At 68.0% G+C, this 23,234-nt stretch carries 24 protein-coding genes; 14 read left to right on the top strand and 10 right to left on the bottom strand.

Annotated elements, in window-relative coordinates; all coding sequences use genetic code 11:
* Positions 1-83: 83 nt before the first annotated feature.
* The 7 genes from U4Z31_RS23160 (at position 84) to U4Z31_RS23130 (ending at position 6,025) form a co-directional block, all read left to right on the top strand.
* Positions 84-854, top strand: a complete 771-nt coding sequence (locus tag U4Z31_RS23160) for an alpha/beta hydrolase (RefSeq protein WP_124521451.1) — start codon at positions 84-86, stop codon at positions 852-854.
* Between the two features lie 92 nt (positions 855-946).
* Entirely contained in the window at positions 947-1,753 is an 807-nt protein-coding gene (locus tag U4Z31_RS23155; RefSeq protein WP_321811453.1) for a DinB family protein, read from the top strand.
* Positions 1,750-2,481, top strand: a complete 732-nt coding sequence (locus tag U4Z31_RS23150; protein WP_321811452.1) for an alpha/beta hydrolase — start codon at positions 1,750-1,752, stop codon at positions 2,479-2,481. The genes U4Z31_RS23155 and U4Z31_RS23150 overlap by 4 nt, the downstream gene beginning before the upstream one ends.
* A gap of 146 nt (positions 2,482-2,627) precedes the next feature.
* Positions 2,628-3,476, top strand: coding sequence for an alpha/beta hydrolase (locus U4Z31_RS23145; protein ID WP_185500329.1), 849 nt, complete (start codon positions 2,628-2,630; stop codon positions 3,474-3,476).
* A 144-nt stretch (positions 3,477-3,620) separates the two neighbouring features.
* Positions 3,621-4,520: a LysR family transcriptional regulator gene (locus U4Z31_RS23140; protein WP_321811451.1), complete on the top strand. Its 900-nt coding sequence runs from the start codon at positions 3,621-3,623 to the stop codon at positions 4,518-4,520.
* Between the two features lie 96 nt (positions 4,521-4,616).
* Entirely contained in the window at positions 4,617-4,943 is a 327-nt protein-coding gene (locus U4Z31_RS23135) for a carboxymuconolactone decarboxylase family protein (protein WP_059466882.1), read from the top strand.
* 74 nt (positions 4,944-5,017) lie between these two features.
* A complete protein-coding gene (locus tag U4Z31_RS23130; protein ID WP_321811450.1) occupies positions 5,018-6,025 on the top strand; it encodes an aldo/keto reductase in 1,008 nt (335 codons plus the stop codon).
* 227 nt (positions 6,026-6,252) lie between these two features.
* Here the strand turns inward: U4Z31_RS23130 and U4Z31_RS23125 are convergent, their stop codons facing one another.
* Together U4Z31_RS23125 and U4Z31_RS23120 are read right to left on the bottom strand one after the other, a co-directional pair.
* Entirely contained in the window at positions 6,253-6,483 is a 231-nt protein-coding gene (locus tag U4Z31_RS23125) for a hypothetical protein (protein ID WP_124666872.1), read from the bottom strand.
* Positions 6,484-6,762: 279 nt separating this feature from the next.
* The gene (locus tag U4Z31_RS23120) at positions 6,763-7,668 is read right to left on the bottom strand and encodes a hypothetical protein (protein ID WP_321811449.1); all 906 of its coding nucleotides are present in this window, start codon (positions 7,666-7,668) and stop codon (positions 6,763-6,765) included.
* 78 nt (positions 7,669-7,746) lie between these two features.
* On the opposite strand from U4Z31_RS23120, the gene U4Z31_RS23115 reads away from it, so the two are divergent.
* Positions 7,747-8,085 carry a helix-turn-helix domain-containing protein gene (locus tag U4Z31_RS23115; RefSeq protein ID WP_044844401.1) on the top strand — a complete coding sequence of 113 codons (339 nt, stop codon included), beginning with the start codon at positions 7,747-7,749 and terminating at the stop codon, positions 8,083-8,085.
* Between the two features lie 620 nt (positions 8,086-8,705).
* On the top strand, positions 8,706-10,658 hold the full coding sequence (locus U4Z31_RS23110; RefSeq protein WP_321811448.1) for a Xaa-Pro dipeptidyl-peptidase: 1,953 nt from the start codon (positions 8,706-8,708) through the stop codon (positions 10,656-10,658).
* A 151-nt stretch (positions 10,659-10,809) separates the two neighbouring features.
* On the opposite strand, the gene U4Z31_RS23105 is transcribed toward U4Z31_RS23110, so the two are convergent.
* Together U4Z31_RS23105 and U4Z31_RS23100 are read right to left on the bottom strand one after the other, a co-directional pair.
* Positions 10,810-10,950: a hypothetical protein gene (locus tag U4Z31_RS23105; protein ID WP_415750296.1), complete on the bottom strand. Its 141-nt coding sequence runs from the start codon at positions 10,948-10,950 to the stop codon at positions 10,810-10,812.
* Positions 10,951-11,119: 169 nt separating this feature from the next.
* Positions 11,120-12,049, bottom strand: a complete 930-nt coding sequence (locus tag U4Z31_RS23100; protein ID WP_124921321.1) for a 2-hydroxyacid dehydrogenase — start codon at positions 12,047-12,049, stop codon at positions 11,120-11,122.
* A 166-nt stretch (positions 12,050-12,215) separates the two neighbouring features.
* Here U4Z31_RS23100 and U4Z31_RS23095 point away from each other — a divergent pair, with 166 nt between their 5' ends.
* The 5 genes from U4Z31_RS23095 (at position 12,216) to U4Z31_RS23075 (ending at position 16,919) form a co-directional block, all read left to right on the top strand.
* On the top strand, positions 12,216-13,139 hold the full coding sequence (locus U4Z31_RS23095; protein WP_321811447.1) for an ABC transporter substrate-binding protein: 924 nt from the start codon (positions 12,216-12,218) through the stop codon (positions 13,137-13,139).
* On the top strand, positions 13,136-14,314 hold the full coding sequence (locus U4Z31_RS23090) for an ABC transporter permease (RefSeq protein ID WP_321811446.1): 1,179 nt from the start codon (positions 13,136-13,138) through the stop codon (positions 14,312-14,314). Before U4Z31_RS23095 ends, U4Z31_RS23090 begins: the two co-directional genes overlap by 4 nt.
* Positions 14,311-15,249, top strand: coding sequence for an ABC transporter ATP-binding protein (locus tag U4Z31_RS23085; protein WP_044844407.1), 939 nt, complete (start codon positions 14,311-14,313; stop codon positions 15,247-15,249). The genes U4Z31_RS23090 and U4Z31_RS23085 overlap by 4 nt, the downstream gene beginning before the upstream one ends.
* The gene (locus U4Z31_RS23080; RefSeq protein WP_124891657.1) at positions 15,246-16,019 is read left to right on the top strand and encodes an ABC transporter permease; all 774 of its coding nucleotides are present in this window, start codon (positions 15,246-15,248) and stop codon (positions 16,017-16,019) included. Before U4Z31_RS23085 ends, U4Z31_RS23080 begins: the two co-directional genes overlap by 4 nt.
* A 231-nt stretch (positions 16,020-16,250) precedes the next feature.
* Entirely contained in the window at positions 16,251-16,919 is a 669-nt protein-coding gene (locus U4Z31_RS23075) for a lytic transglycosylase domain-containing protein (protein ID WP_321811445.1), read from the top strand.
* A 14-nt stretch (positions 16,920-16,933) separates the two neighbouring features.
* Here the strand turns inward: U4Z31_RS23075 and U4Z31_RS23070 are convergent, their stop codons facing one another.
* The 6 genes from U4Z31_RS23070 to U4Z31_RS23045 form a co-directional block, all read right to left on the bottom strand.
* On the bottom strand, positions 16,934-18,286 hold the full coding sequence (locus tag U4Z31_RS23070) for a HipA domain-containing protein (protein ID WP_321811444.1): 1,353 nt from the start codon (positions 18,284-18,286) through the stop codon (positions 16,934-16,936).
* Entirely contained in the window at positions 18,286-18,621 is a 336-nt protein-coding gene (locus tag U4Z31_RS23065) for a helix-turn-helix transcriptional regulator (RefSeq protein ID WP_321802225.1), read from the bottom strand. Before U4Z31_RS23065 ends, U4Z31_RS23070 begins: the two co-directional genes overlap by 1 nt.
* A 240-nt stretch (positions 18,622-18,861) precedes the next feature.
* Positions 18,862-19,302, bottom strand: a complete 441-nt coding sequence (locus U4Z31_RS23060) for a dihydroneopterin aldolase (RefSeq protein WP_006749884.1) — start codon at positions 19,300-19,302, stop codon at positions 18,862-18,864.
* Positions 19,299-19,928 (bottom strand): sarcosine oxidase subunit gamma, encoded by a 630-nt coding sequence (locus U4Z31_RS23055; RefSeq protein WP_321811443.1) that lies wholly within the window; start codon positions 19,926-19,928, stop codon positions 19,299-19,301. The genes U4Z31_RS23060 and U4Z31_RS23055 overlap by 4 nt, the downstream gene beginning before the upstream one ends.
* Positions 19,918-22,929 carry a sarcosine oxidase subunit alpha family protein gene (locus tag U4Z31_RS23050; protein WP_321811442.1) on the bottom strand — a complete coding sequence of 1,004 codons (3,012 nt, stop codon included), beginning with the start codon at positions 22,927-22,929 and terminating at the stop codon, positions 19,918-19,920. Before U4Z31_RS23050 ends, U4Z31_RS23055 begins: the two co-directional genes overlap by 11 nt.
* Complete coding sequence (locus U4Z31_RS23045) at positions 22,926-23,225, bottom strand: sarcosine oxidase subunit delta (protein ID WP_044844414.1); 300 nt, start codon at positions 23,223-23,225, stop codon at positions 22,926-22,928. Before U4Z31_RS23045 ends, U4Z31_RS23050 begins: the two co-directional genes overlap by 4 nt.
* Positions 23,226-23,234 lie beyond the last annotated feature (9 nt).

Raw genomic sequence — 23,234 nt, 5'->3', positions numbered from 1 at the left:
CTAGTAGGATGACTTCATCGACGAAACAAGACGCCTGTCGATATCCGACGGTTCCTACCCTGTCTTCCTTCTGGAGAATGAAAATGAAGCGCTTTTCCCAAGTCCGCCAGATCGCCGCGGCACTCGCCCTGACCGCCGCCGCACTCGGCTCGCATGCGGCCGTCGCCGCCCCCGTCAAGAACGTCGTGCTGGTTCATGGCTACTTCGCCGACGGCTCTGGCTGGCAAGCCGTCTCGAACATCCTGACACGTGACGGCTACAAGGTTTCCGTCGTGCAGCAGCCGGAAACGTCGTTCGACGACGACGTGAAGGCAACCCGGCGCGTCGTCGACGCGCAGGACGGCCCGAGCATCCTCGTCGGCCATAGCTACGGCGGCGCGGTGATCACCGAAGCCGGCAACGACGACAAGGTCGCGGGCCTCGTCTACGTCGCAGCATTCCAGCCCGACACCGGCGAAAGCCCGCTCGAACTGACCAGGAAGACGCCGCCCGCGACAAAGGCGATCAAGGCCACCGAAGACGGCCATCTGTATTTCGACGAAGCGTCGTTCCATGCCGACTTCGCGGCCGACGTGCCGGCCGCCCAAGCGAAATTCATGGCGATCTCGCAAGTCACGCCGGCCGCGCAGTCGTTCGGCGTGCCGATCACGCACGCCGCATGGCGGACGAAGCCGAGCTGGGCGGTGGTCGCCACCGCCGACCGCGCGATCAACCCCGAGCTCGAACGCTTCATGACGCAACGCGCCGGCAGCAAGACGATCGAACTCAAGTCGAGCCACGTCGCCTACATCTCGCATCCCGCTGAAGTCGCGAAGCTGATCGAACAGGCAGCCCGGGGCACCGGCAAGGAGTAATGCAGCGCGTTGCCCGAAGCGCTCCGGTTGACGCCGTCGGTCCAGTAACGTATCGTTTTGACACGTTACTGGACCGACAAACGCTTTCCATCATGCATTCCCGTTTCGACCGTTTTCGCGCGACACCGCTCGGCACGCAACTCGAAGCGCTGATCGCGCGGCCTGAGCGCTATGTCGAATTCGCGGCGCTGTCGCGTGTCGGCGTCGCCGCGATCGGCGCGATCCAGCACGAAATCGCGCACAAATTCCCCGAAATCGAAGCCGATACGACGGCCCGGCAGTTCTGCGGGGCGATGGTCGCCGACGTGATGCGCCGCCACGGGCATGACGTCGTGCAGGCGCGCGGCCGGATCGGCGGCGCGCTGTTCAGCTACGGCGCGGTATTCAGCGCATTTCCGCGGGCGCTGCCGTTCGCCGACGTCGTCGTCGAGCTGGCCGCGATGCCTGAGCGGATCGCCGCGTATGCCGCGCACTTTCCCGCCATGCTCGTCACGCGCCGCCCGGCCGGCACGGGCTTCTCGCTCGTCGAACACGCATGCCACCTGCGCGACCTCGACGCGGTGTTCGCCGAACGCATCGAAGTCGTGCGCGCGCACGAGTTGCCGGTGATCGCCTCCGTCGACGGGACGGCACTCGCCGCGCAGCGCGACTACCTGGCGCAGCCGCTCGACGACGCGCTTGCCACGTTCCGCGCCGGGCGCGCCGCGCTGTGCGCGACGGCCGCCGCGCTGCAACCGTCGGAACTGGCGCGCTGCGGGCTGCGCGACGGCATCCGCCGGATGTCGCTCGACGAACTCGTGCGCGAGCTGCTCGACCACGATCGCACCCACGTGCTCGAACTCGACGAACTGCTCGCCGAACTCGAATTGCCGCCCCTTCCGTCGTCGACCGTCCAATGAGCCAGCCCACCCCGCCCGTCGTCTTCGTCCACGGTTTCATCGGCACGTTCGACGTGCCCGCATGGCCCGGCCCGCATCTCGCCCCCGACCTGCTCGGCTACGGCGTCCATCGCGACACGCCGTTCGACGCGATCACGCTCGCCGCGCAGGTCGAGCATCTGCGGCAGGCTGTCGACACGCACTACGGCGCGCAGCCGGTCGATCTCGTCGGTCACTCGGTCGGCGGCGCGATCGCGATGCTGTTCGCCCATGCCCATCCGGCGCGCGTGCGCCGGATCGTCAACGTCGAAGGCAACTTCACGCTCGACGACGCATTCTGGTCGGCGTCGGTCGGCCGCATGTCGCCCGCGCAAGCCGACGCGATGCTCGACGGCCTGCGCAGCGATCCATCCGGCTGGCTGCGCGGCGCGATCGACGAACCGTCGCCGCGCCAGCTCGACGACGCGCGCCGCTGGCTCGCGCATCAGCCGGGGTCGACGCTGCGCGCGATGGGACGCTCGGTCGTCGCGACGACGGGCGAACCCGGCTATCTGCAGCTGCTGGCCGAAGGTTTCGAGCGCCATCCGGTGTGGCTCGTCGCCGGCGACCGCTCGCGCGCGGGCTGGCACGTGCCGGACTGGGCGCTCGCGCGCTGCGCCGGCTTCGAGACGATCGCCGGCTGCGGGCACCTGATACCGGCCGAGCGGCCCGCCGCGTTCCGGGAGGCGCTGGCGCGCTGCCTCGGCTGACGCGCGCGGCCGCCGGACTGCGCGCCGGCCACCTGACAACTCGTAGGATTCGCCGAAATTTGGCTGAAAGGCACGGTTGCTAGAGTCGCCAAACAGGGTTTTCCCGATGCCCGACTGCCGAACGGAAACGACACATGCGAGGCTTCATGAACCTGATACGCACGTTCTGGCTACTGCTGCTGCTCGCCGTCGCGGGCCCGGCCCTCGCCTTTCAGACGCGGGTCGTCGCGATCCCGAGCGCGGCGATGAACGAGACGCTGAAGGCGACCGTCGTGCTGCCGGACGACTATGCGCGCCTGCGCCACGGGCCTGAACGCGCCGTCGAGCGCTTTCCGGTCGTCTATCTGCTGCACGGCTCCGGCGGCGACCATACCGACTGGACCGCGAACACGCGGATCGCCGCGCTGGCCGATCGCCATCACGTGATCCTGGTGATGCCCGACGGCGGACACGAAAGCTGGTACATCGACAGCCCGTTCGACTCGGGCAGCCGCTACGAAACCTTCGTCGGCGACGAAGTCGTGTCGTATGTCGACATGCACTTCAGAACCATCGCGACCAAGGGCGCACGTGCGATCACCGGGCTCAGCATGGGCGGCTTCGGCGCACTGCGCATCGCGCTCGACCGGCCCGACACGTTCGGCGCGGTCGGCAGCATCAGCGGCGCCGTCGATCCGCGCTGCTGCGAGGACGAGCCCGGCATCGACCACGTGTTCGGCGATCCCGTCCGCCATCCGTCGTTCTGGAACCGCAACGCGATCGTCGAAAGCGCGCGCGCGTTCGTCCGTGCGCATCTCGACCTGACGATCGACTGCGGCCGCGACGACTCGTTCGTCAGCTCGAACCGCACGCTGCATCAACGACTCGTCGCACTCGGCGTGCCGCACGACTATGCGGAGCGTCCGGGCGGTCACACTTGGGACTACTGGGCGCACGCGATCCGCTACCAGATGCAGTTCTTCGCGACGTCGTTCCAGCACGGCGGCTACGCGTAGGATCCGCCCACCCGTGTCGCGCGCCGTCCGGCCGGCGTGACGCGGACAGCCCGACGCGCATCGCGCTGCCGCGCCCGTGGGTCGTCGCAGCGCGCGACGGACCCGATGGTAGGATGCGCAGGCATCGACCACCCGACTTCCTCCATGCCGCGCGACAACTTCGCGGACCTGCTCGCCTTCATCGCCGTCGCGCGCGAGCGCAGCTTCACGCGCGCGGCCGCCCGGCTCGGCGTGTCGCAATCCGCACTCAGCCATACGATCCGCTCGCTCGAGACGCGTCTCGGTGTGCGGCTGCTCACGCGCACGACGCGCAGCGTGGCGCCGACCGAAGCCGGCGAGCGCCTGCTGCTCAATCTCGCGCCGCGCTTCGACGAAATCGAGGCCGAACTGTCGGCGCTCGCGGAACTGCGCGACAAACCGGCCGGCACCGTGCGCATCAACGCGACCGACTACGTGATCCGCACGCTGCTGTGGCCGAAGCTGTCGCCGATCCTGCGCGACTACCGCGACCTCAAGGTCGAGTTCGTAACCGACTACGGGCTGTCCGACATCGTCGCGGAACGCTTCGACATCGGCGTGCGGCTGGGAGACCAGGTCGCGAAGGACATGATCGCGGTGCGCATCTCGCCCGACCTGAAAATGGCGATCGTCGGCGCGCCCGCGTATTTCGCGCAACGCGAGCACCCCGCGACGCCGCAGGATCTCGTCGCGCACGACTGCATCAACCTGCGGCTGCCGACGCACGGCGCGCTGTACGCGTGGGAACTCGCGCGCGGCGACGACACGCTGCAGGTGCGCGTCGACGGCCAGGTCACGTTCAACGGCACCTATGAAATGCTCGACGCGGCGCTCGCAGGCTACGGCCTTGCGTACGTGCCGGCCGAACTCGCCGCGCCGCACGTCGGTGCCGGCAGGCTCGTCAGCGTGCTCGACGACTGGTGCCCCACCTTTCCCGGCCACCACCTGTACTACGCGAGCCGGCGGCAATCGTCGCGGGCTGTCGCGCTGATCGTCGACGCGCTGCGCCATCCCGGTCATTCATGAACCGGTTCGATAAGTGCATGCGCATTCCTGGGGATTATCGATAGGCGCGTCGGTGGCTACCATCGTCGATGTCTTCCACGTCCTCCGGAGCCCTCGATGTCCGAACCGACTTCCGCCGCGCGCCAGGCCTTCGGCGCAATCGCGCCGGCTCTCGCCGACTACACCGACAACGTGCTGTTCGGCGACGTGTGGCAGCGCCCCGGCCTGTCGCCGCGCGATCGCAGCCTGATCACGGTCGCGAGCCTCGTCGCGCTGTATCGCGTGAACGAACTGCCGTTCCATCTGAAGAAGGCGCTCGACAACGGCATCACGCGCGACGAGCTGATCGAGGCGATCACGCATCTCGCGTTCTATTCGGGCTGGCCGACCGCCAGTTCGGCGCTACCGATCGCGAAGCGCGTGTTCGACGAAGCAGGCGTGTGAGCGCCACATCCGGACCGCACGCTCATTCAACCGACTTCAATCGACGCGGGCGCTCGCCCGCATGGAGCCTCACCATGGATTACCGCTATCTCGGGCGCAGCGCGCTGAAAGTGTCGCCGCTGTGTCTCGGCGCGATGATGTTCGGCGGCGAGACCGACGAAGCGACGTCGACGCGCATCATCGACAAGGCGTTCGATCAGGGCATCAACTTCATCGACACGGCCGACGTCTATCACGCCGGACGCTCGGAACAAATCGTCGGCCGTGCGATCGCGCGGCATCGCGACAGCTGGGTCGTCGCGACGAAGTTCGGCTTTCCGGCCGGTCCGGACGCGGGACCGAACCGTCAGGGCCAGTCGCGCAAATGGATCTACGAATCGGTCGACGCGAGCCTGAAGCGGCTCGGCACCGATTACATCGATATCCTCTATTTCCACCGCGCGCTGACCGATGCGCCGCTCGAAGAAGGGATGCGCGCGGTGGCAGACCTGATCCGGCAAGGCAAGGTGCGCTACGTCGGGCTGTCGAACTTCAAGGGCTGGCGCATCGCCGAGATCGTGCGCCTCGCCGACCAGCTCGGCATCGATCGCCCGGTGGCGAGCGAACCGCTGTACAACCTCGTCGATCGCACGGCCGAGGTCGAACAGTTGCCGGCGGCCGCGCACTACGGCATCGGCGTCGTGCCGTACAGCCCGCTCGCGCGCGGCGTGCTGACCGGCAAATACGCGCCCGGCGCGCAGCCGCCCGCCGATTCGCGCGCGGGCCGTGGCGACCGGCGCATCCAGCAGACGGAATGGCGGCCCGAGTCGCTGCACGTCGCGCGGCAGGTGGCCGAGCACGCGGCCGCGCGCGGCACGACGTCGGTCGCGTTCGCGCTCGCATGGGTGATGAAGAACCGGATCGTCAGCTCGACGATCGCCGGGCCGCGCACCGAAGCGCACTGGGATAGCTACATCGATGCGTTGACGCTCGAACTCGGCCCCGACGACGAACGCTTCGTCGATTCGCTGGTGCCGCCCGGACATGCGTCGACACACGGGTACACGGATCCCGGCTATCCGGTCGAAGGGCGGAAGGTTTGATGTTCGTCTGCTGAAACCGGGTGCGCGCCGCCCGACCGCATGATGCGACGCGTGCAATGGCAGCTTGGCGGAGGATGAGCGACTGACATGCCGGACGTTGTCGTCCGGCATGCTGGTACGTCGGCACGCCGACGAACGTCGCATGACGCGGCGAAACGATCAGAACGAAAGACGGCAGACGACCGCGGCCGAAGCGAAAGCAGAAGCCGCGAATTCAGTTCAGTTGTTCAGTTGCCGTGCGCGGCGTCGGCGCCCACCACGCGATCGAAGAATTCCTGCGCACGCGCCAGTTCGTCGAGCGCGCGATCGAGGCGCGACATCGCAAGTGCATAGTCGGCCGACGAGATGTCGTCGTCGCTTTCGCCGCGCACGGCGCGAAACGCCTGGTCGACGTTGCGCGTCGCCTCGACGAAGCGTTGCGCGGCCCGGGCTTCCCGCGAACAGGTGTGGGTCGACATCGACACTTCTCCCTCAGGGTTGCTGTGTGAAGCAAGCCGACGCCCAGTGTGCGTGGTGCGCATGTCGGCGGCGTGAACGACGGCAAGCAGCCTGTCGATGCACGGCCACCGCGCGGCACGCTTCGTGGCGATTGTCGCTCCGCACCCGCCGCTCCGCTACGGCGAGATTGCAACAAATTCTTGCGCGCGCCGAGATGGCGGCCACACGCATGCGCGTCGCTGCACGCGCATTCATCTGCCCTGCCTTGCGTCACGCGCCGCGCACCGGCGGTGCGAACGTCATGCGCGCCCGATGCGCGGATGCGCGAGACCGCCGAACGCGGCCGCTTCGCCGGGCGACAGATCGAACAGATCGCCGGTGGGTTCGTGCGGATGCTCGGCCGCGGGCCGGCTGCGCAGCCGCGCGACATGCGTGGGCGCGACGTAGGCAGCCGCCGTTTCGATCGGCGGCACGTCGAACAGGTCGCGCGTGACACCGCGCACGGCATCCGTCGGCGAACGGCCGCGCAAGCGCGCGACCAGTTCGACGAAGCGGTCGAAATCGCCGGCGCGCGTCGCCTTGTTCACTTCGGCGAGATCGCGCGCCTTCAGCACGCACGGCTGTGCGAGCCGCACGAAATACGGTGCCTCGAGTTCGACCGACAGCGCGAGCGGATAGCTCTTGCCGGTTTGTTCCTTCGCGCGCCCGATGCAGTCGACCACGGCCGCGCCCTGCGCGACGCCGAGCGGCTTGCCCGTGCTCACGCTGCGCAGGTGATCGGGGCACACGCGCAGTTGCGTGCCAACCGTCAGCGCGGTGGACGATGCGCAGACGAGCGCGTAGTGCTGTTCGCGACGCCGGCCCGACGGCAGCGTCGCGCGGCTTGCAATGAACGTGTGCGGCGGCAGCGGCCGCACCTGGCCGCTGGCGTCGACCCAGGCGTTCCACAGCAGCGCGTCCTCGCGCTTGCGCTCGCCGGGCCGTGGACGCGACGCAACCGGCGAGAACAGCGCGAGCAGCGAGCCCGTGCGATGCGCGGCGACTTGCGCGCTGCTGCCGAGCGGCTGGTTGATGCCCCACAGAAAACGCCCGCCTCCGAGCCGGCGCTCCCATTCCTTGCGGAGCACGACGGTCGGCAGTTCCTCGCCGGACTCGGTACCGATCTTCGTCCAGCAGAACGTGGGAGGGAGGTGTTTCAGTGTCATCAACTTTCTCGGGATACAGCCTCGCTGGTGACAGCAAGCCCATTCAACAACCGTAACTGTATAGGTATAATGCACCGCATGGAAGCCCCGGATCACGATTTTCCTGTACAAGACCTGTTACGCCGTCTGATGGCGGACACGCGCTCGTCCAGCGAAATCGCGCGACTTTCCGGGGTCAGCCAGCCGACCGTGTCGCGGCTGCGGCTGTCGAACGGGCATCGGCTGCGGCGCAGCGCGCCATTCAACAAGCTATGCAGTTTCTACGGCGTCGATACCGGCCCGGCGCGCCGCCGCTACAACGACCTGCTGCGCGACGCGATCGTCGACGCGTGGGACGGCTCCGACGAGCACGGGCGCGCACTGCTGGTCGTGATTCAAGGGTTGAAGGATCTGCAGGCGAAGGCGGATGACGGGTGACGGCGCGCGCGGGCGTTCATCAATGGACGGTGGACCGAGAGCATCCGGCGAGCGGGCGGTGACGAATACGATTCGTCACCGCCCGTTTTGCATGGGGTGGCAGGACGCGAAGCAACGGCAAGCGCGTCGCCGGACATGCGCGATGTAATCGCCCTACGCGTTCCGCATCGGCATGCGCTTCGAAACTTTTTTACCTATGGTTAAAAAAGTTTGACACGCCGTTTTCGCTGAGATAACTTTTGCGCAAGCTTCCGGAAAGCAAACGCGAACCGGCAAGCCATCACGATGCGCGGCGCGGCCGAAACCGCCGATCCGTTTCATTCCGTCGCCGCACGCGCGTCGCGTCGTGTTTTTTCGCAGCGCAGCACCGCAGCTCGCAACATCCCCGTCTCATCGAATGATGTCGTTCCGTTTCATCTGGAAGGACGCGTGGCATGCACGCATTTGATTCGTAGTCCTGCATGACTGCAATGCACTGCCGCCGCTTTCCGGCCGGGATCGCGCCCGGCGTTGTCCCGATGGTGCAGTTTCCTCTTCGTCGCATGCAGTAATCGGCCCGGCCCGCAGGGGGCGTATCGCGGAACGGTCGTATCCACACAATCAAAAGAACGAGGTCGGCAATGCAATTTCATATCAGAGGATCGCGCAGCGCATGGCTACCCGCGCTCGTCGCGGCCGCGACGCTCGCCGCGTGCGGCGGTGACGACGGCGGCAGCGTGGCGGGCGTCTCCGCGCTCGCGCAAAATCAACAGGACGAGGCCGCTGCATCGGCGGCCGGCGCTCAATCGCTCGCAGCGCGCGTGTCGCCGTCCGGCGTCCCGTACGCGAACCCGGCGAGCGGCGGACGCTACAAACCGGTGATCAGCAACGGCCAGGTACAGCCGTCGCTGTCGGGCGGCACGATCGAGGAAAACGCGTGGATCGACACGCCGGTCGACTCCGACGGCGACGGTACGCGCGACCGCATTCACGTGCGCGTCGTGCGTCCGTCCGAGACCGCCAACGGCGCGCGCACGCCGGTCATCGTGCTCGCGAGCCCGTACTACGCGGGGCTTGCCGACAGCCCGAACCACGACGTCGACGTCGAACTCGACGGCTCGCCGCATCCCGTTGCGACGACCGCCGCCCCCGGCGGCGCGTCCACGCGGATCATGGCCGCCGCGCCGCAAGTGCGCATGCTGCAGCAGCTCGAAGCGGCCGCGGCCGGCCGTTCGTGGATCGAGGGCTACTTCATTCCGCGCGGCTTCACGATCGTCTATGCGGATTCGCTGGGCACCGCCGGCTCCGACGGCTGCCCGACGATCCTCACGCGCGACGAATCCGTCGCGATGGCGTCGGTGATCCGCTGGCTCGGCCGCGATGCGACCGCGAAGGATGCGAGCGGCAAGGCAGTCGTCGCGAGCTGGTCGACGGGCCACGTCGGCATGTACGGCGTGTCGTACGACGGCACGCTGCCGAAGATGGTCGCGAGCCTGCGCACGCGCGGGCTCGATGCGATCGTGCCGATCGCCGGATTGTCGAACATGTACGGCTACTATCGCTCGGGCGGCCTCGTGCGCGCGCCGGAAGGCTATCAGGGCGAGGACGTCGACGTCTACATCAAGGCGCTGCTGACGAATGCGCATCCGGAGCGCTGCACGCACCTGGTCGACGAAGCGCTGCAGCAGGAAGACCGCAAGACGGGCGACTATTCGCCGTTCTGGGCCGCGCGCGACATCCCGACCGAGCACGCCGTCGCGCCGGCACTCGTCGCGCAAGGGTTGACCGACGACAACGTGCGCGTCGACCAGTCGACATCGTGGTATCTCGCGATGCGGCGCCAGGGCGTACCGACGCAGTTGTGGCTGCATCGCCTGAAACACACCGACCCGACCCGGGTGCCGGCGATGGCCGATGCGTGGACCGCCGAGGTGAACCGCTGGTTCACGCGTTACCTGATCGGCGTCGACAACGGCGTCGAACGCGATCCGCGCGCGGTGGTCGCGCAGGCCGACGGCACGCTGCTGAAGGAAACCGACTGGGCCGCGCGGCGCGCCACGCCGGTCGCGTATTTCGCGGGCGGCGACGGCACGGGCACCGGCACGCTGTCGCGGCTGCCGAGCGGCGGCCCGCTCGCGCGCTTCACCGACGATGCGTCGATTCCCGCGCTCACGCTGGCGAACGCGCCGACCGGCGAGCATCGCAGCCGCTTCGAAACGACTCCGTTCACGACCACGACGCGCCTGTCCGGCTCCGCGACCGCCCGCGTGCGGCTGACCTTCACCGGCGTCGCGAACGTGACGGCGCTGCTGGTCGACCGCGCGCCGGACGGCACGGCGACGATCGTCTCGCGGGCATGGACCGATCCGCGCAACCGCGTGTCGGACTGGATCTCGGCGCCGGTGCTGCCGGGCATGCCGTATGACCTGAAGCTGACGTTCATGCCGCGCGACTACACACTCGAAGCGGGTCACAGGCTCGGCCTCGTCGTGCTGTCGAGCGACAACGAGGCGACGCTGCGGCCGGCACCGGGCACGGGGCTCGCCCTCGACCCGGCAGGGACGTCGGTGACGGTGCCGCTGGTGTCGTCCTGACCCGGCGCGCGCAAAACGGGCGCGGTGATCCGAAGGATGCGCGTGCGATCGTGAACGATCGCACGCGCCCGAATCCACACGAAACGAACCCTGGGCGCCACGCGGCGATGCTGCACCGTTGCGTGGCGCCGTTCTTCATCGGCAACGCGGCTCAGCCCGCCGCAAGACGCCTGGGCACGACATCCGGCCACAGGTTCGCGCGCTCGACGAGTTGATCGTCGCCGGTATGTTCGCGGGAGTGGCGGCCGATCCCGCCGCGGCTCGGCACGAAGGGTACGGCAGCGATAGCCATCGATCGTCTCCATGAACGGCACACGTCCGGCAGCGGCCGGACGGCATGGAGTGCGATGTCATTGCAGCGGGATCGATGTTCCGGCGCCGAATGGCCGGCCATGATGCGAATTTTTCCGATTTTCGCGTGCGCGTTGCGGATACATGCCCGCGCGCCGCACGGACCACACTCACAGCGGCGTCAGCACCGGCTCCCCGGCGAAATGTCGCGCCGCATTGTCGAGAAACTGCTGGACCGAGCGATCGAGCGCCTCCGGCGACCAGCCGCCCATGTGCGGCGTCAGCACGATATTGTCGAGCGCCGTCAGCGCGCGCGGCGGCTCCGGCTCGCCTTCGTAGACGTCGAGCCCCGCGCCCGCGATGCGCCGTTCGCGCAGCGCATCCGCCAAAGCAGCGGTATCGACAACACTGCCGCGCGACACGTTGACGAGAAACCCGCCGGGGCCGAGCGCATCGAGCACCGCGCGGTCGATGAGGTGACGCGTGCCCGCGCCGCCCGGCGTCGCGACGATCAGGAAATCGGCCCATTGCGCGAGCGCCTCGACGCGCTCGAAATAGCGATACGGAACATCCTTCCCGGAACGGTTGTGATAACCGATCTCGATGTCGAAGCCGGCCGCGCGCCGCGCGCACTTCTCGCCGATCTTGCCGAGCCCGACGATACCGAGCTTCTTGCCCGACACGTTCGGCGGCATCGGCAGCGCGTCGCGCCATACGCCCGCGCGGGTCTTCGCATCGAGTTGCACGACGTTGCGCACCGCCGCCAGCAGCAGCGCGAACGCATGATCGGCGACGCAATCGTCGTTGGTGCCCGCGCCCGTCACCACGGTGATGCCGCGCGCCTTCGCATGCGCGACGTCGATGTGCTCGTAGCCGGCGCCGAGCGCGCTGACAAACGTGAGCTGCGGCAGACGGTCGATTTCAGCGGCTGTCAGGCCCGTGCTGCCGTTGGTCAACACCGCGCGAATCGTGCGGCCGTGTTCGGCGATCGCGCGCTCGCGTTCCTCGGCGGTCGGTGCATGGTGGACGTCGTACGACGCGGCGATCTGGCGGTGCGCGTCGTCGCGCAGCGCGATAAGGACCAGTAGCTCGGGTTTCATGTCAGCAAGTGTCCGCAGGCGGGAATGCGCTCCAGTGTAACAACGGCGTGCGACGCATGCGGGTTACCCCCACGCGTGCTGTGGACGTGCCGCCGCACGCGGTTTGCCAAAGCCGACTCAGTCAAGTAACTTTCGGCGTACGTCCCCGTTCTGGAGAAAGGCCCCGATGAAGCTCGCCCTGCCCGCCCGCATCCTGGGCCTCGCGTTCGCCGCCGCAGTCGTCGCACCCGGCGCGCACGCCGACACGCCCGTCGTGGTGTCATCGAAAATCGACACCGAAGGCAACCTGCTCGGCAACGTCATCGCACAGGTGCTGAAGGCCCACGGGATCCCCGTCACCGAAAAGATCGCGCTCGGCACGACCCCGATCGTGCGCAAGGCGCTCACGAGCGGCGAGATCGACATCTACCCCGAATACACGGGCAACGCGGCGTTCTTCTTCAACAAGGCCGACGATCCCCTGTGGAAGAACGCGAGCCAGGGCTACGACACCGCGAAGAAGCTCGACTACGCGGCGAACCGTCTCGTCTGGCTGACGCCGGCGCCCGCGAACAACACGTGGGGCGTCGCCGTGCTCGCGCCGGTCGCGCAAGCGCAGCACCTGAAGACCTTCTCCGACTTCGGCAAGTGGATCGCGGGCGGCGGCAAGCTGAAGCTCGCGGCATCGGCCGAGTTCGTGAACAGCGCATCCGCGCTGCCGTCGTTCGAAAAGGCATACGGCTTCAAGCTGAAACCCGATCAGCTCGTCGTGCTGTCGGGCGGCGACACGGCCGCGACGATCAAGGCCGCCGCGAACCAGACCGACGGCGTGAACGCGGCGATGGTGTACGGCACCGACGGCGGCATCTCGTCGAGCGGCCTCGTCGTGCTCGACGACGACAAGCACGTGCAGCCCGTCTATGCGCCGACGCCGGTGATTCGCGAAGCCGTGCTGAACGCGCATCCGCAAATCGCCGACTTCCTGAAACCCGTGTTCGCGAGCCTCGACCTGAAGACGCTGCAGACGCTGAACGCGCGCATCCAGATCAACGGCGAACCGGCGGCCGGCGTGGCCAAAAGCTACCTGAAGTCGAAAGGCTTCGTTAAGTGACGGGTCGCGCGGTGGCGTCCGCGCGACGCATCACGCTCGACAAGGTCGGTATCCTGATCGGTGTCCTGACGATCGTGGCGGTGTTCGGGATGCCGTTCATGGTGCTGCGGCCGAACCGCATCGCGGCCGGCACGGGGCTGTCGGTATTCGCCGCGCTGCCCGCCGTGCAGGGTGCCGCGCTCGCCGCGCTGTGGCTCGCCGGCGCGTTGTGGGCGATGACGGCGAGCCGTCCCGCATGGCGGCTCGCGGCCGGCTGCACGTGGCTCGCGACGCTGGCCTACGCGGTCGGTGCGGCCGCGACGCACGCCGTCGCCCCCGACGACGCGCTCGCACGCGTGTCGCCCGCAGCGGGCGTGTGGCTGCTGCTGTTCGCGTGGGCCGTGCTCGTCGCCGACGCGCTCGCGCGGCTCGCCTTCGGCCCGTGGCGACGCCTCGTCGCGCTCGCCGTCGCCGTGGCAGCGATATCGCTGCCGCTCGCGAGCGGCTGGTGGGACGGCCTGTCCGTGATGCGCGAATACGCGGTGCGCAGCGACGACTTCTGGCGCGAGGCGATCCGGCACGTCGCGCTCGCGGGCGGCTCGGTCGCGGCCGCGCTCGTCGCGGGCCTGCCGCTCGGCATCGCGTGCGCGCGGGTCGCGCCGGTGCGCACCGTCGTGATGCCGGTGCTCAATATCGTGCAGACGATCCCGAGCATCGCGATGTACGGGCTGATGATGGCGCCGCTCGGCCTGCTCGCCGCGCACGTGCCGCTCGCGGCCGCGCTCGGCATCCGCGGGATCGGCGTCGCGCCGGCCGTGCTCGCGCTGTTTCTCTACTCGCTGCTGCCGATCGCGTCGAGCGTCGTGGTCGGGCTCGAGCAGGTGCCGCCGCACGTGACCGAAGCAGCACGCGCGATGGGCATGACGCGCGCGCAGCGGCTGCTGCGCGTCGATCTCGTGCTCGCGTTGCCGGTGATCCTGAGCGGCGTGCGCATCGTGCTGGTGCAGAACATCGGCCTGACCGCGGTCGCCGCGCTGATCGGCGGCGGCGGGTTCGGCATCTTCATCTTCCAGGGAATCGGGCAATCGGCCGCCGATCTCGTACTGCTCGGCGCGATCCCGACGATCGCGCTCGCGCTGGCGGCCGCCGTCGTGTTCGAAGCCGCGACCACGCTCGCGAAGGGACGTACCGCATGATCGAGATCGAACGCATCGGCAAACGCTTCGGCGACGTCGTCGCCGTCGACGACGTATCGATGACGATGAAGCAAGGCACGATCACCGCGCTCGTCGGCGCATCGGGCAGCGGCAAGTCGACGCTGCTGCGGATGATCAACCGGCTGATCGCGCCGACCGGCGGCACGATCCGCATCGACGGCGTCGACACCGCGAGCGTGCCGCCCGAGCAGTTGCGGCGGCGCATCGGCTATGTGATCCAGGGGCACGGCCTGTTCCCGCACTGGAGCGTCGCGCGCAATATCGCGACCGTGCCGCGCCTGCTCGGCTGGCCGGCCGAGCGCATCGACGCGCGCGTGCGCGAACTGCTCGACCTGTTTCATCTCGCGCCGTCCGAATTCGCGGACAAGCTGCCGCACGAACTGTCGGGCGGCCAGCAGCAGCGCGTCGGCGTCGCGCGCGCGCTCGCGGCCGAGCCCGCGATGCTGCTGATGGACGAGCCGTTCGGCGCCCTCGATCCGATCATCCGCAACAAGGCGCAGGACGATCTGTACGCATTGCAGCGCCGCCTCGGCATCACGGTCGTGATCGTCACGCACGATATCGAGGAAGCGCTGAAGCTCGGCGACACGATCGCGGTGATGGACGGCGGACGGCTGCTGCAGGTCGCGTCGCCGGCCGAGATTCTCGGCAAGCCGGCGGCGGGTGTCGTCGAGCAGCTCGTCGCCGGCGTCGACCGGCCGCTGCGCCTGCTCGCGCTGACGCCGATCGACGCGGTGGCCGAGCCCGGTCACGCCGACGGCGAACCGATCGCCGCGACGCGCACGCTGCGCGACGCGGTGTCCGAGCTGCTGTGGCGCGGCGCGGACGCGTTGCCGGTCGAAGGCGGCAACGGGCCCGACGTGCGCCGCATCACGCTCGACGCGATCCGCGCGCACGCGAGGAAGCCCGCATGACGACGCGGCCCGCGCGTTCGCACTCGTCCCGGCCGCGGCGGCTGCCCGCGCATGTCGCGCGCGCGGCCGCGCTCGCGCTGCTGCTCGTGCTGCTGTTGCGCCCCGCGTGGCTGCAGGGCGTGTTCGCGCCGTTCGCGGACAACGGCGCGCCGGTCATCTACGATCGCGCGAGCCTGCTCGATCTCACGCTCGCGCATCTCGGCACCGTCGCGCTGTCGAGCCTGCTCGGCACGCTGATCGCGGTCGCGGCCGGGATCGCGGTCACGCGGCCGGCCGGTGCGGATTTCCTGCCGGTCGCGCGCAGCGTCGTCGACATCGGCCAGACCTTTCCGCCCGTCGCGGTGCTCGCGCTCGCGGTACCGGCCGTCGGCTTCGGGTTGAAACCCGTGCTGATCGCGCTCGTGCTGTACGGGCTCCTGCCGGTTTTCGAGAGCACGATCGCGGGGCTCGAGGACGTGCCGCGCGACGTCGTCGACGCCGCGCGCGGAATGGGGATGAGCGGCTGGCAGCAGCTGGTGTCGGTCGAGCTGCCGCTCGCGTTTCCGGTGATCGTGAACGGCATCCGGCTCGCGGTCGTAATCAATCTCGGCACCGCGACGATCGGCTCGACGGTTGCCGCGCGCGGGCTCGGCGACGTGATCATCGCGGGCCTGCAGACGTCGAACACCGCGTTCGTGCTGCAGGGCGGCGTGATCGTCGGGCTGCTCGCGGTGCTGGTCAGCGATGCGATCGGGGCGATCGCGCGAGTGGCGGGCGCGCGGCGGGCGTAACACGCGGCAGGCGGATTACGCACCCGCAGTCGCTGCGTCGCGGGAGAACAAGGGGGCGCAAAAAAACGGCCGCGCTTCATCCGGACTCCGATGCGTGTTCGTGCAACGATCCTGTCTGCGCACCGCGCGCATCGATACAAGCCTACATCGTGCTTTCATTCGAGCCTGCGCTCGAACGCGCACGACGATTGGCCGATATACTATGCGCCTCTCATTTCCCCGCACTCCACCATGCGACGACGGTTTCTCTGGCTGATCGTGCTTTCGCTCGGCATTGCGCAACAGGCCTCCGCGCAGCAGGCGCCAACGCTGCCTGCCTCTGCGCCCGAAGCGGCCGCATCCGCGCCGGCCGAGGCCTCCGCCCCGCTTGCGAACGATCAGCCGAACGAAGCAAACCGCCGCATCACCTCCTACCTGACGAAGAAATTCGGCGTCGCGAAAGAGCGCGCCGCGAAGCTCGCCAATATCGTGAACGTCACTGCGACGAAATATTCGCTGCCTCCGGCACTCGTTTACGCGATCATCTCGATCGAATCGCGCTTTCAGGAAAAAGCGCGCGGCCAGCATGGCGCGACCGGGCTGATGCAGGTCGTGCCGGCCGCACACCGCGGCATGCTGCGCGACGTGAAGGACCTCGCCGAGCCGAATGCGAACGTCGAAGCGGGCTCCAAAATCCTGTCGGGCTATGTGCGGGCGGCCGGCGGCAACGTGCAAGCCGGGCTGAGGAGTTATGGCGGCTCCAACGCGTATGCGGCGAAGGTGATGCAGCGGGTCGACACGTTCCGCTTCGTGCTCGAACCGGAAGACGGCGCGAAAGGCTCGAACGACACGAACCCGCGCATGGTGCCGGTCAGCGATCCGTCGACCGCGGCACCCGCCGCGAGCCGCAACGCAAAGTAGGCGCACCGCGCGCGTCAGAGCAGCTCGACGTTGACCTTGGGCACCATGGGCGCAATCCGCAGCACGCGCTCGGCCTGAGCTCGCACGTACTCCGAAATACGCTGTACCCATACACGCTCATCGCCTGCGTACACGCCGGATTCCGCCAGTTCGGGAGCCAGTTTCCCGGCCAGCGTCGCCATCCGCGTCATTTCACGCGCAACGAGCGCCGGCCGGATCCGCGCACGATGCGCGAAGTCTGCGAGCGCGAAAGCCGTGAGCTCCTCGGTGCGAAACACATCGCCGTACGCCATCGCCATGTCCTGCACATAGGCGTCGCCGTAGACGTTCACGCACACCAGGTCGTAAAGCGGCGCCGGATCGAGCCCGCCGCTGCTGACGAAAAACGAAATGTTCTTGCCGTGCGCGTCGCTGTTGCCGATCAGCAGTTGCAACAACGCCCAGCGCAACATGGCCGAACGCGCGGCGGCGGGCGTCTCGAGAAACGGCGTCAGCGAAAACAGCTTTTCGAAGCTCACGCCTTCGCGGATATTGCGTACGTCCGCGTTGTTGCCGAGATTGCGTTCGTATTTGAGTGTCGCCGGCAAGTCGAGGGCCTGGCATCCATCGATGACATGAAGTCGCCGCACCGCGCTCACGCGCTGCGGATCCTCCGGATCGGTCGTCACGACCCGGTCGAATCGTTCGATCAGCAGAATCGGTTCGGGGATGCGCCGAATCTCGACATGCGCGACCGACAAGCCCATGCGAGCCGCCAGCGTCATGCAGAAATGCTCGTTGGCCACCATGAACGGCGCCTGCGGGCTGCGCGACTCGGGCTTCAGAATATGCGAGCTGCTGAGCGACCCGTCGACAAGCGCATACCGTTCACCCTCGACGAGCACCTGGAGCTTGTCCTGATGGCCGGCGATCGACAGGCGTACCTGATCGTCCCAGACGGGAAACGGAATCGCATCGCGCTTGCGGATACGATCGGTCAGTTCCTCCGCGGAGATCGGTCGGCGCACGGGTTCGAGGGTCTCAGGCGCCCGTGCGGGCGAACCGTCGTCCGGAACGAAGCTCAGGGCACCGACGGGCTCCTTGCCGAGCATTCGAATCAGGCCGAAAACGTTGTCCTTCGACATCTGATACATCGAGGCGGCCACGTCGAGCGCGCGCCCCTCGGGCAGCAGGTTGCCCACGAAGCGCTGGATCGCACCCGACGGCGGGATTCCCCCGTCGAGCGGAATGCACGGCGACAGCGCAAACGCATCGCCGCGTGCCAGCCACGCCGGATCGTAGGAAAAGCCGTAGTCGTCGCGGCGGGCATCGTAAGTCAACTGTCCGACCGGCGAGCCATCGGCCGAAATGCGCAGACGATGGATCATCACGGGCCCTCGGGCAAACCGGACGAGCCTGGCGGAGCGGCGCGCACCGTCGCGGTGTCACGCAATGCGTTGCGCGCCGCCGGGACGTCGCGTTTCGGCACGACGAGCAAATTGAGGCCGAAGCCGTCCAGTACCTTGAACAGCTTGTCGAGACTCACCGCGCGGCCGTTTTCGAGCCGCGACAGCACGTCCTTGGAGACGCCGAGCATGTCGGCCGCATCGTCGATCCGCATCTGGTTCTGCGCGCGCCGGTTGCGCACGAGCGCGCCCAGGGCGGCAAGGTCCGGTGCGAACGGGTCGGGTGTCGCGATGGGTTGCGGTAAGGTGCGGGCCATAATTCCGAAATTTCAGGAACAAAGCGCCGTCACAGGCAGCTGACGGCATAGTTACGTAAATATCGGAATTATAGTGGTTCAACGGCCGAACGGCCAATTGTTCCGGTATTTCAGGAATAAAATCGAGAACGGCACGTGATCGTCGATTATTCGCATATTTCAGGAATTATAAATGGAAACGGCGACGCCTCCGCGCCGCCGTCTCTTGCTGACCGGATTCCCGCCGACCAGCCGACCCGCTCAAAGCTGCCCCGCCGCCCCCGTCCACCGCAGGTAATCCCCGCGCGTCCAGTCGAGCGACACGCCCACGCGCTTCGTCCCCGGCCGGATCTTCGGCTTGTACATCGACAGCGTCAGCGACTCCAGCGCGGGCCATTCGCGGAACGACAGCACCGCGAGATCGGCGACGAGCGTCTCCAGCAGCCGCGTATGCGGCTTGTGCGACAGGAACGACGCGACGCGCGCGCAGTAGCCGTCGTAGTCGATCCACTCGCCCTGCTCGCTCGGCTCGCAGCGATACCCGAGCCGCGCATCGATCACGATCGGCTGCGGCGCCTCGTGCTCGTGCGCGTGGATGCCGATCCGCGCGGGCACCTTCAGTTCGTCGACGAACACGCTCCAGCCACGCCCGCGCAGGCGCGGCGCGTCGATCGCCACGAACGGTTCGTCGAACGGCTTCATGATGCGAGCGGCGCCGCGGCGTCGAGCATGATGCGCACGAAATAGTCGGCGAAGCTGCGGCGCAGGACGATCTCGAACGTATCGTCGCCGGTCGGGATCAGCGTGATCGGCGACTTGAAGTAGTGCGACTGCGCGCACTGGCCCGGCTTGAGCACGCGCGGGTGCAGGTCGAGCGGGCAGCCGCGCGCGATCACGTCGCGCACGCGTTCGCCGCTGACCTCGACGACCGTGTAGCCGCTGCCGACGTCGACGGCCGCCGCATACGAACCCTGCACGGCCTCCGCGAGCTGCGCCTCGAGCACGCCCGCCGGCACGGGCCCGTTCGAGCGCACGAGCCACTCGTCGGGACCGAGCCACAGCACGTCGTACTCGGCGCCGCGCGCGACCGTGTTCGGCACCGCCGGCGGCCGGCAGCCGACCACGCGCTCGAACGCGCTGACGAATGCCGGGTCGCTCAGCTCGCCGCGCACGTTCACGAGATCGAGGAACGGCCGCTCGCGCAGCGTGAACTTCTTCGATGCGCGCGCCTGGTGCAGCTTCAGCACATCGGCCGCGCCGACGAACGGCGATTCAAGCGTCACGCCCGCGCCCGCCACCGGCGTCTGGTTTCTCGTTTCATTCCACATGCTGGCGCACCCCTTCGGTATCGTAGAAAACCGGGCTCGAGATCTTCGCGGTGATGCGCTTGCCGTTGGCCAGCGGAATCACGACGCTCTCGCCCATCTTGTTCAGGCCGCCCTTCACCACCGCCAGCGCAATCGAGCGCTTCAGGATCGGGCTGTAATAACTCGACGTCACGTGGCCGATCATCGGCGTCGGATCGACCGCCGACACCTGCGTGTCCTTCGCGATGATCTGCGCACCTTCCGGCAGCACGAACTGTTCGTCCTCGGTCAGCAGGCCGACGAACTGCTTGCGGCCTTCCTTCGACGTATCGGAGCGCGACAGCGAACGCTTGCCGAGGAAGTCCTTCGACTTCGCGACGAGCCCGCCCATCCCGAGGTCGTACGGCGTGATCGAGCCGTCGGTGTCCTGGCCGACGATGATGTAGCCCTTCTCCGCGCGCAGCACGTGCATCGTTTCCGTGCCGTACGGCGTGATGTCGAACTCGGCACCGGCTGCCATCAGCGCTTCCCACACCGCGCGGCCCGCGTTGGCCGGCACGTTCACTTCATAGGCGAGCTCGCCCGAGAAGCTGATCCGCATCACGCGCGCCTTCGCGCCCGCGACGGTGCCGTTCCGGTAGCTCATGAACGGGAACGCGTCGTTGCCGAAGTCGATGTCCTGGCAGACCTTCTGCACGACCTTGCGGCTCTTCGGGCCGACCACCGCGAACGTCGCCCAGTGATCGGTGACGGACGCGAGCCGCACCTTCATGTCGGGCCATTCGGTCTGCAGCCAGCGCTCGAGCCACGTGAGCACGCGCGCCGCGCCGCCGGTGGTCGTCGTCATCATGAAATGCTGGTCGGCGAGGCGCACCGTCACGCCGTCGTCGAACACCATCCCGTTTTCGTCGAGCATCAGCCCGTAGCGGCACTTGCCGATCTCGAGCTTGTTCCACGGGTTCGTGTACATCCAGTTCAGCAGCTTCACCGCGTCCGGACCCTGGATGTCGATCTTGCCGAGCGTCGACGCGTCGAGGATGCCGACGCCGTTGCGCACCGCGAGGCATTCGCGCTTCACGGCCGCATGCAGGTCCTCGCCCTTCTTCGGGAAGTACCACGGCCGCTTCCAGTTGCCGACGTCCTCGAACATCGCGCCGTGCTCGACGTGCCATTCGTGCACGGCCGTCTTGCGGATCGGGTCGAGGAAGTCGCCCGTCTCGCGGCCCGCGAACGTACCGAACGACACGGGCGTGTAGTTCGGGCGGAACGTCGTCGTGCCCGTTTCCGGAATCGTCTTGCCGAGCGCCTGCGCGAGGATCGCCATCCCGTTGATGTTGCCGAGCTTGCCCTGGTCGGTGCCGAAGCCCATCGCGGTGTAGCGCTTCACGTGCTCGACCGACTCGAAGCCTTCACGCGCGGCCAGCAGGATGTCGGCGGCCGCCACGTCGTTCTGGAAGTCGACGAACTGCTTCGGCCCGCGTGCGGCGGCCTCGCGGCTGCCGACGAGCCACAACGGCTGCAGCGCACCTTCGACGGTTTCCGCGACCTGCGGCGCGACGGGGCGCTGCGCGGCCGTGAAGCCCGCGGCCTTCGCCGCTTCGGCGCCCGCGTCGACCGCGAGCCGCAGCGCACGGGCGAGACCGAACTCGCCCGCGGCCGCACCGACGCTCGCTTCGGCCTGCACGGGCTTGCCCGGCAGGAAGCACGCCTTCTCGTCGCTCCAGCACGCCTTGCCGCCCGACTGCGCGAACAGGTGCAGCACCGGGCTGAAGCCGCCCGACATCGCGACGAGGTCGCACGACAGCGACTGCAGCTTGCCGCCGGTCTGGCCGTTCGAGTAGGACGCGACGTCGACCGACGATACGCGCCACTTGCCCGAAGCGGCCGTCACGACTGCACCGCTCATCACCGTCACGCCCTGCCGCTTCGCGGCCGCGGGCAGCGCGCCGTTCGACGACGCACGCGAATCGACGACGGTCACCTTCGCACCGCACGCCTTCAGGTCGAGCGCGGTCTGGTATGCACGGTCGTTGTTCGTGAACACGACCACGTTGCGGCCCGGCAGCACGCCGTAGCGATGCACGTAGGTGGACACCGCGCCGGCGAGCATCACGCCCGGCAGGTCGTTGTTGCCGAACACGATCGGACGCTCGTGCGCGCCGGTCGCGAGGATCACGCGCTTCGCGCGGACCTTCCACAGCAGCTCGCGCGTGCCCTTGCGCATCGACACCGGCTGGTGATCGGTCAGGCGCTGCGTGACCGTCACGAGGTTGTGGTCCTGGTAGCCGAACGCCGTGCTGCGCGACAGGATCGTCACGTCGGGCAGCTTGCGCAGCTCGGCCTCGATCTTCTCGACCCACTGCAGCGCGGGCTTCGCGTCGATTTCCGCGCGGCACGACAGCAGGCTGCCGCCGAGTTCGCGCTGGTCGTCGACGAGGATCACGCGTGCGCCGGCGATCGCTGCCGCATGCGCGGCGGCGAGGCCCGACGGGCCACCGCCGACCACGAGCACGTCGCAGTGCGCGTAGCATTTGTCGTAGCGGTCGGCGTCGAGCACTTCGGGCGCCTTGCCGAGGCCGGCGGCCTCACGGATCTTCTCTTCGTACTTCGGCCACATGTTGCGCGGCCACATGAAGGTCTTGTAGTAGAAGCCCGCCGGCATGAAGCGCGAGAACTTCTGGTTGATCGCGTACTTGTCGTTCTCGAGCGACGGCTCGGCGTTCACGCTCGTCGCGACGAGGCCCTGGTACAGCTCGATCTCGGTCGCGCGCGCGTTCGGCACCGTGTACGGGCCGGTTTCGAGCTGCACGACGGCATTCGGTTCCGCGACGTCCGCCGTCACGATCCCGCGCGGACGGTGGTACTTGAAGCTGCGCGCGACGAAGTGCACGCCGTTCGCGAGCAGCGCGGACGCGAGCGTGTCGCCCTGGAAGCCCTGGTACGTGCGGCCGTTGAACGTGAACGTCAGCGGAATCGCGCGATTGATGCGGCCACCGGTGCCGAGGCGGTCTTTCTGGCTCATTTGCTCGTGCCCTCTTCGTGTGCGTTGCCGGTGGCAGCCCCACCGAACTTTTCGTAGCCCTTGATATCGTAGGTGACCGTGTCGCGCGTCACCTTGAACCAGCGGCGGCAGCCCTGCGTGTGCAGCCATTGCTCCTTGTGCAGGCCGCGCTTGTTCTCGCGCATGAACACGTATTCGCCCCATTCGCGGTCGGTCATGGTCTCGTTCGCGACCGGGCGCACGATGTCGGCTTCACCGCCGCACGTGAACTCGGATTCGGCGCGCGGCCCGCACCACGGACATTCGATCAGCAACATGTTTCTTTC

The organism is Burkholderia sp. BCC1985 (assembly GCF_905339915.1).
Classification (GTDB): Bacteria; Pseudomonadota; Gammaproteobacteria; order Burkholderiales; family Burkholderiaceae; genus Burkholderia.
The sequence above is the reverse complement of the archived record's forward strand: the minus strand, read 5'-3'. Positions and strand labels throughout refer to the sequence as shown.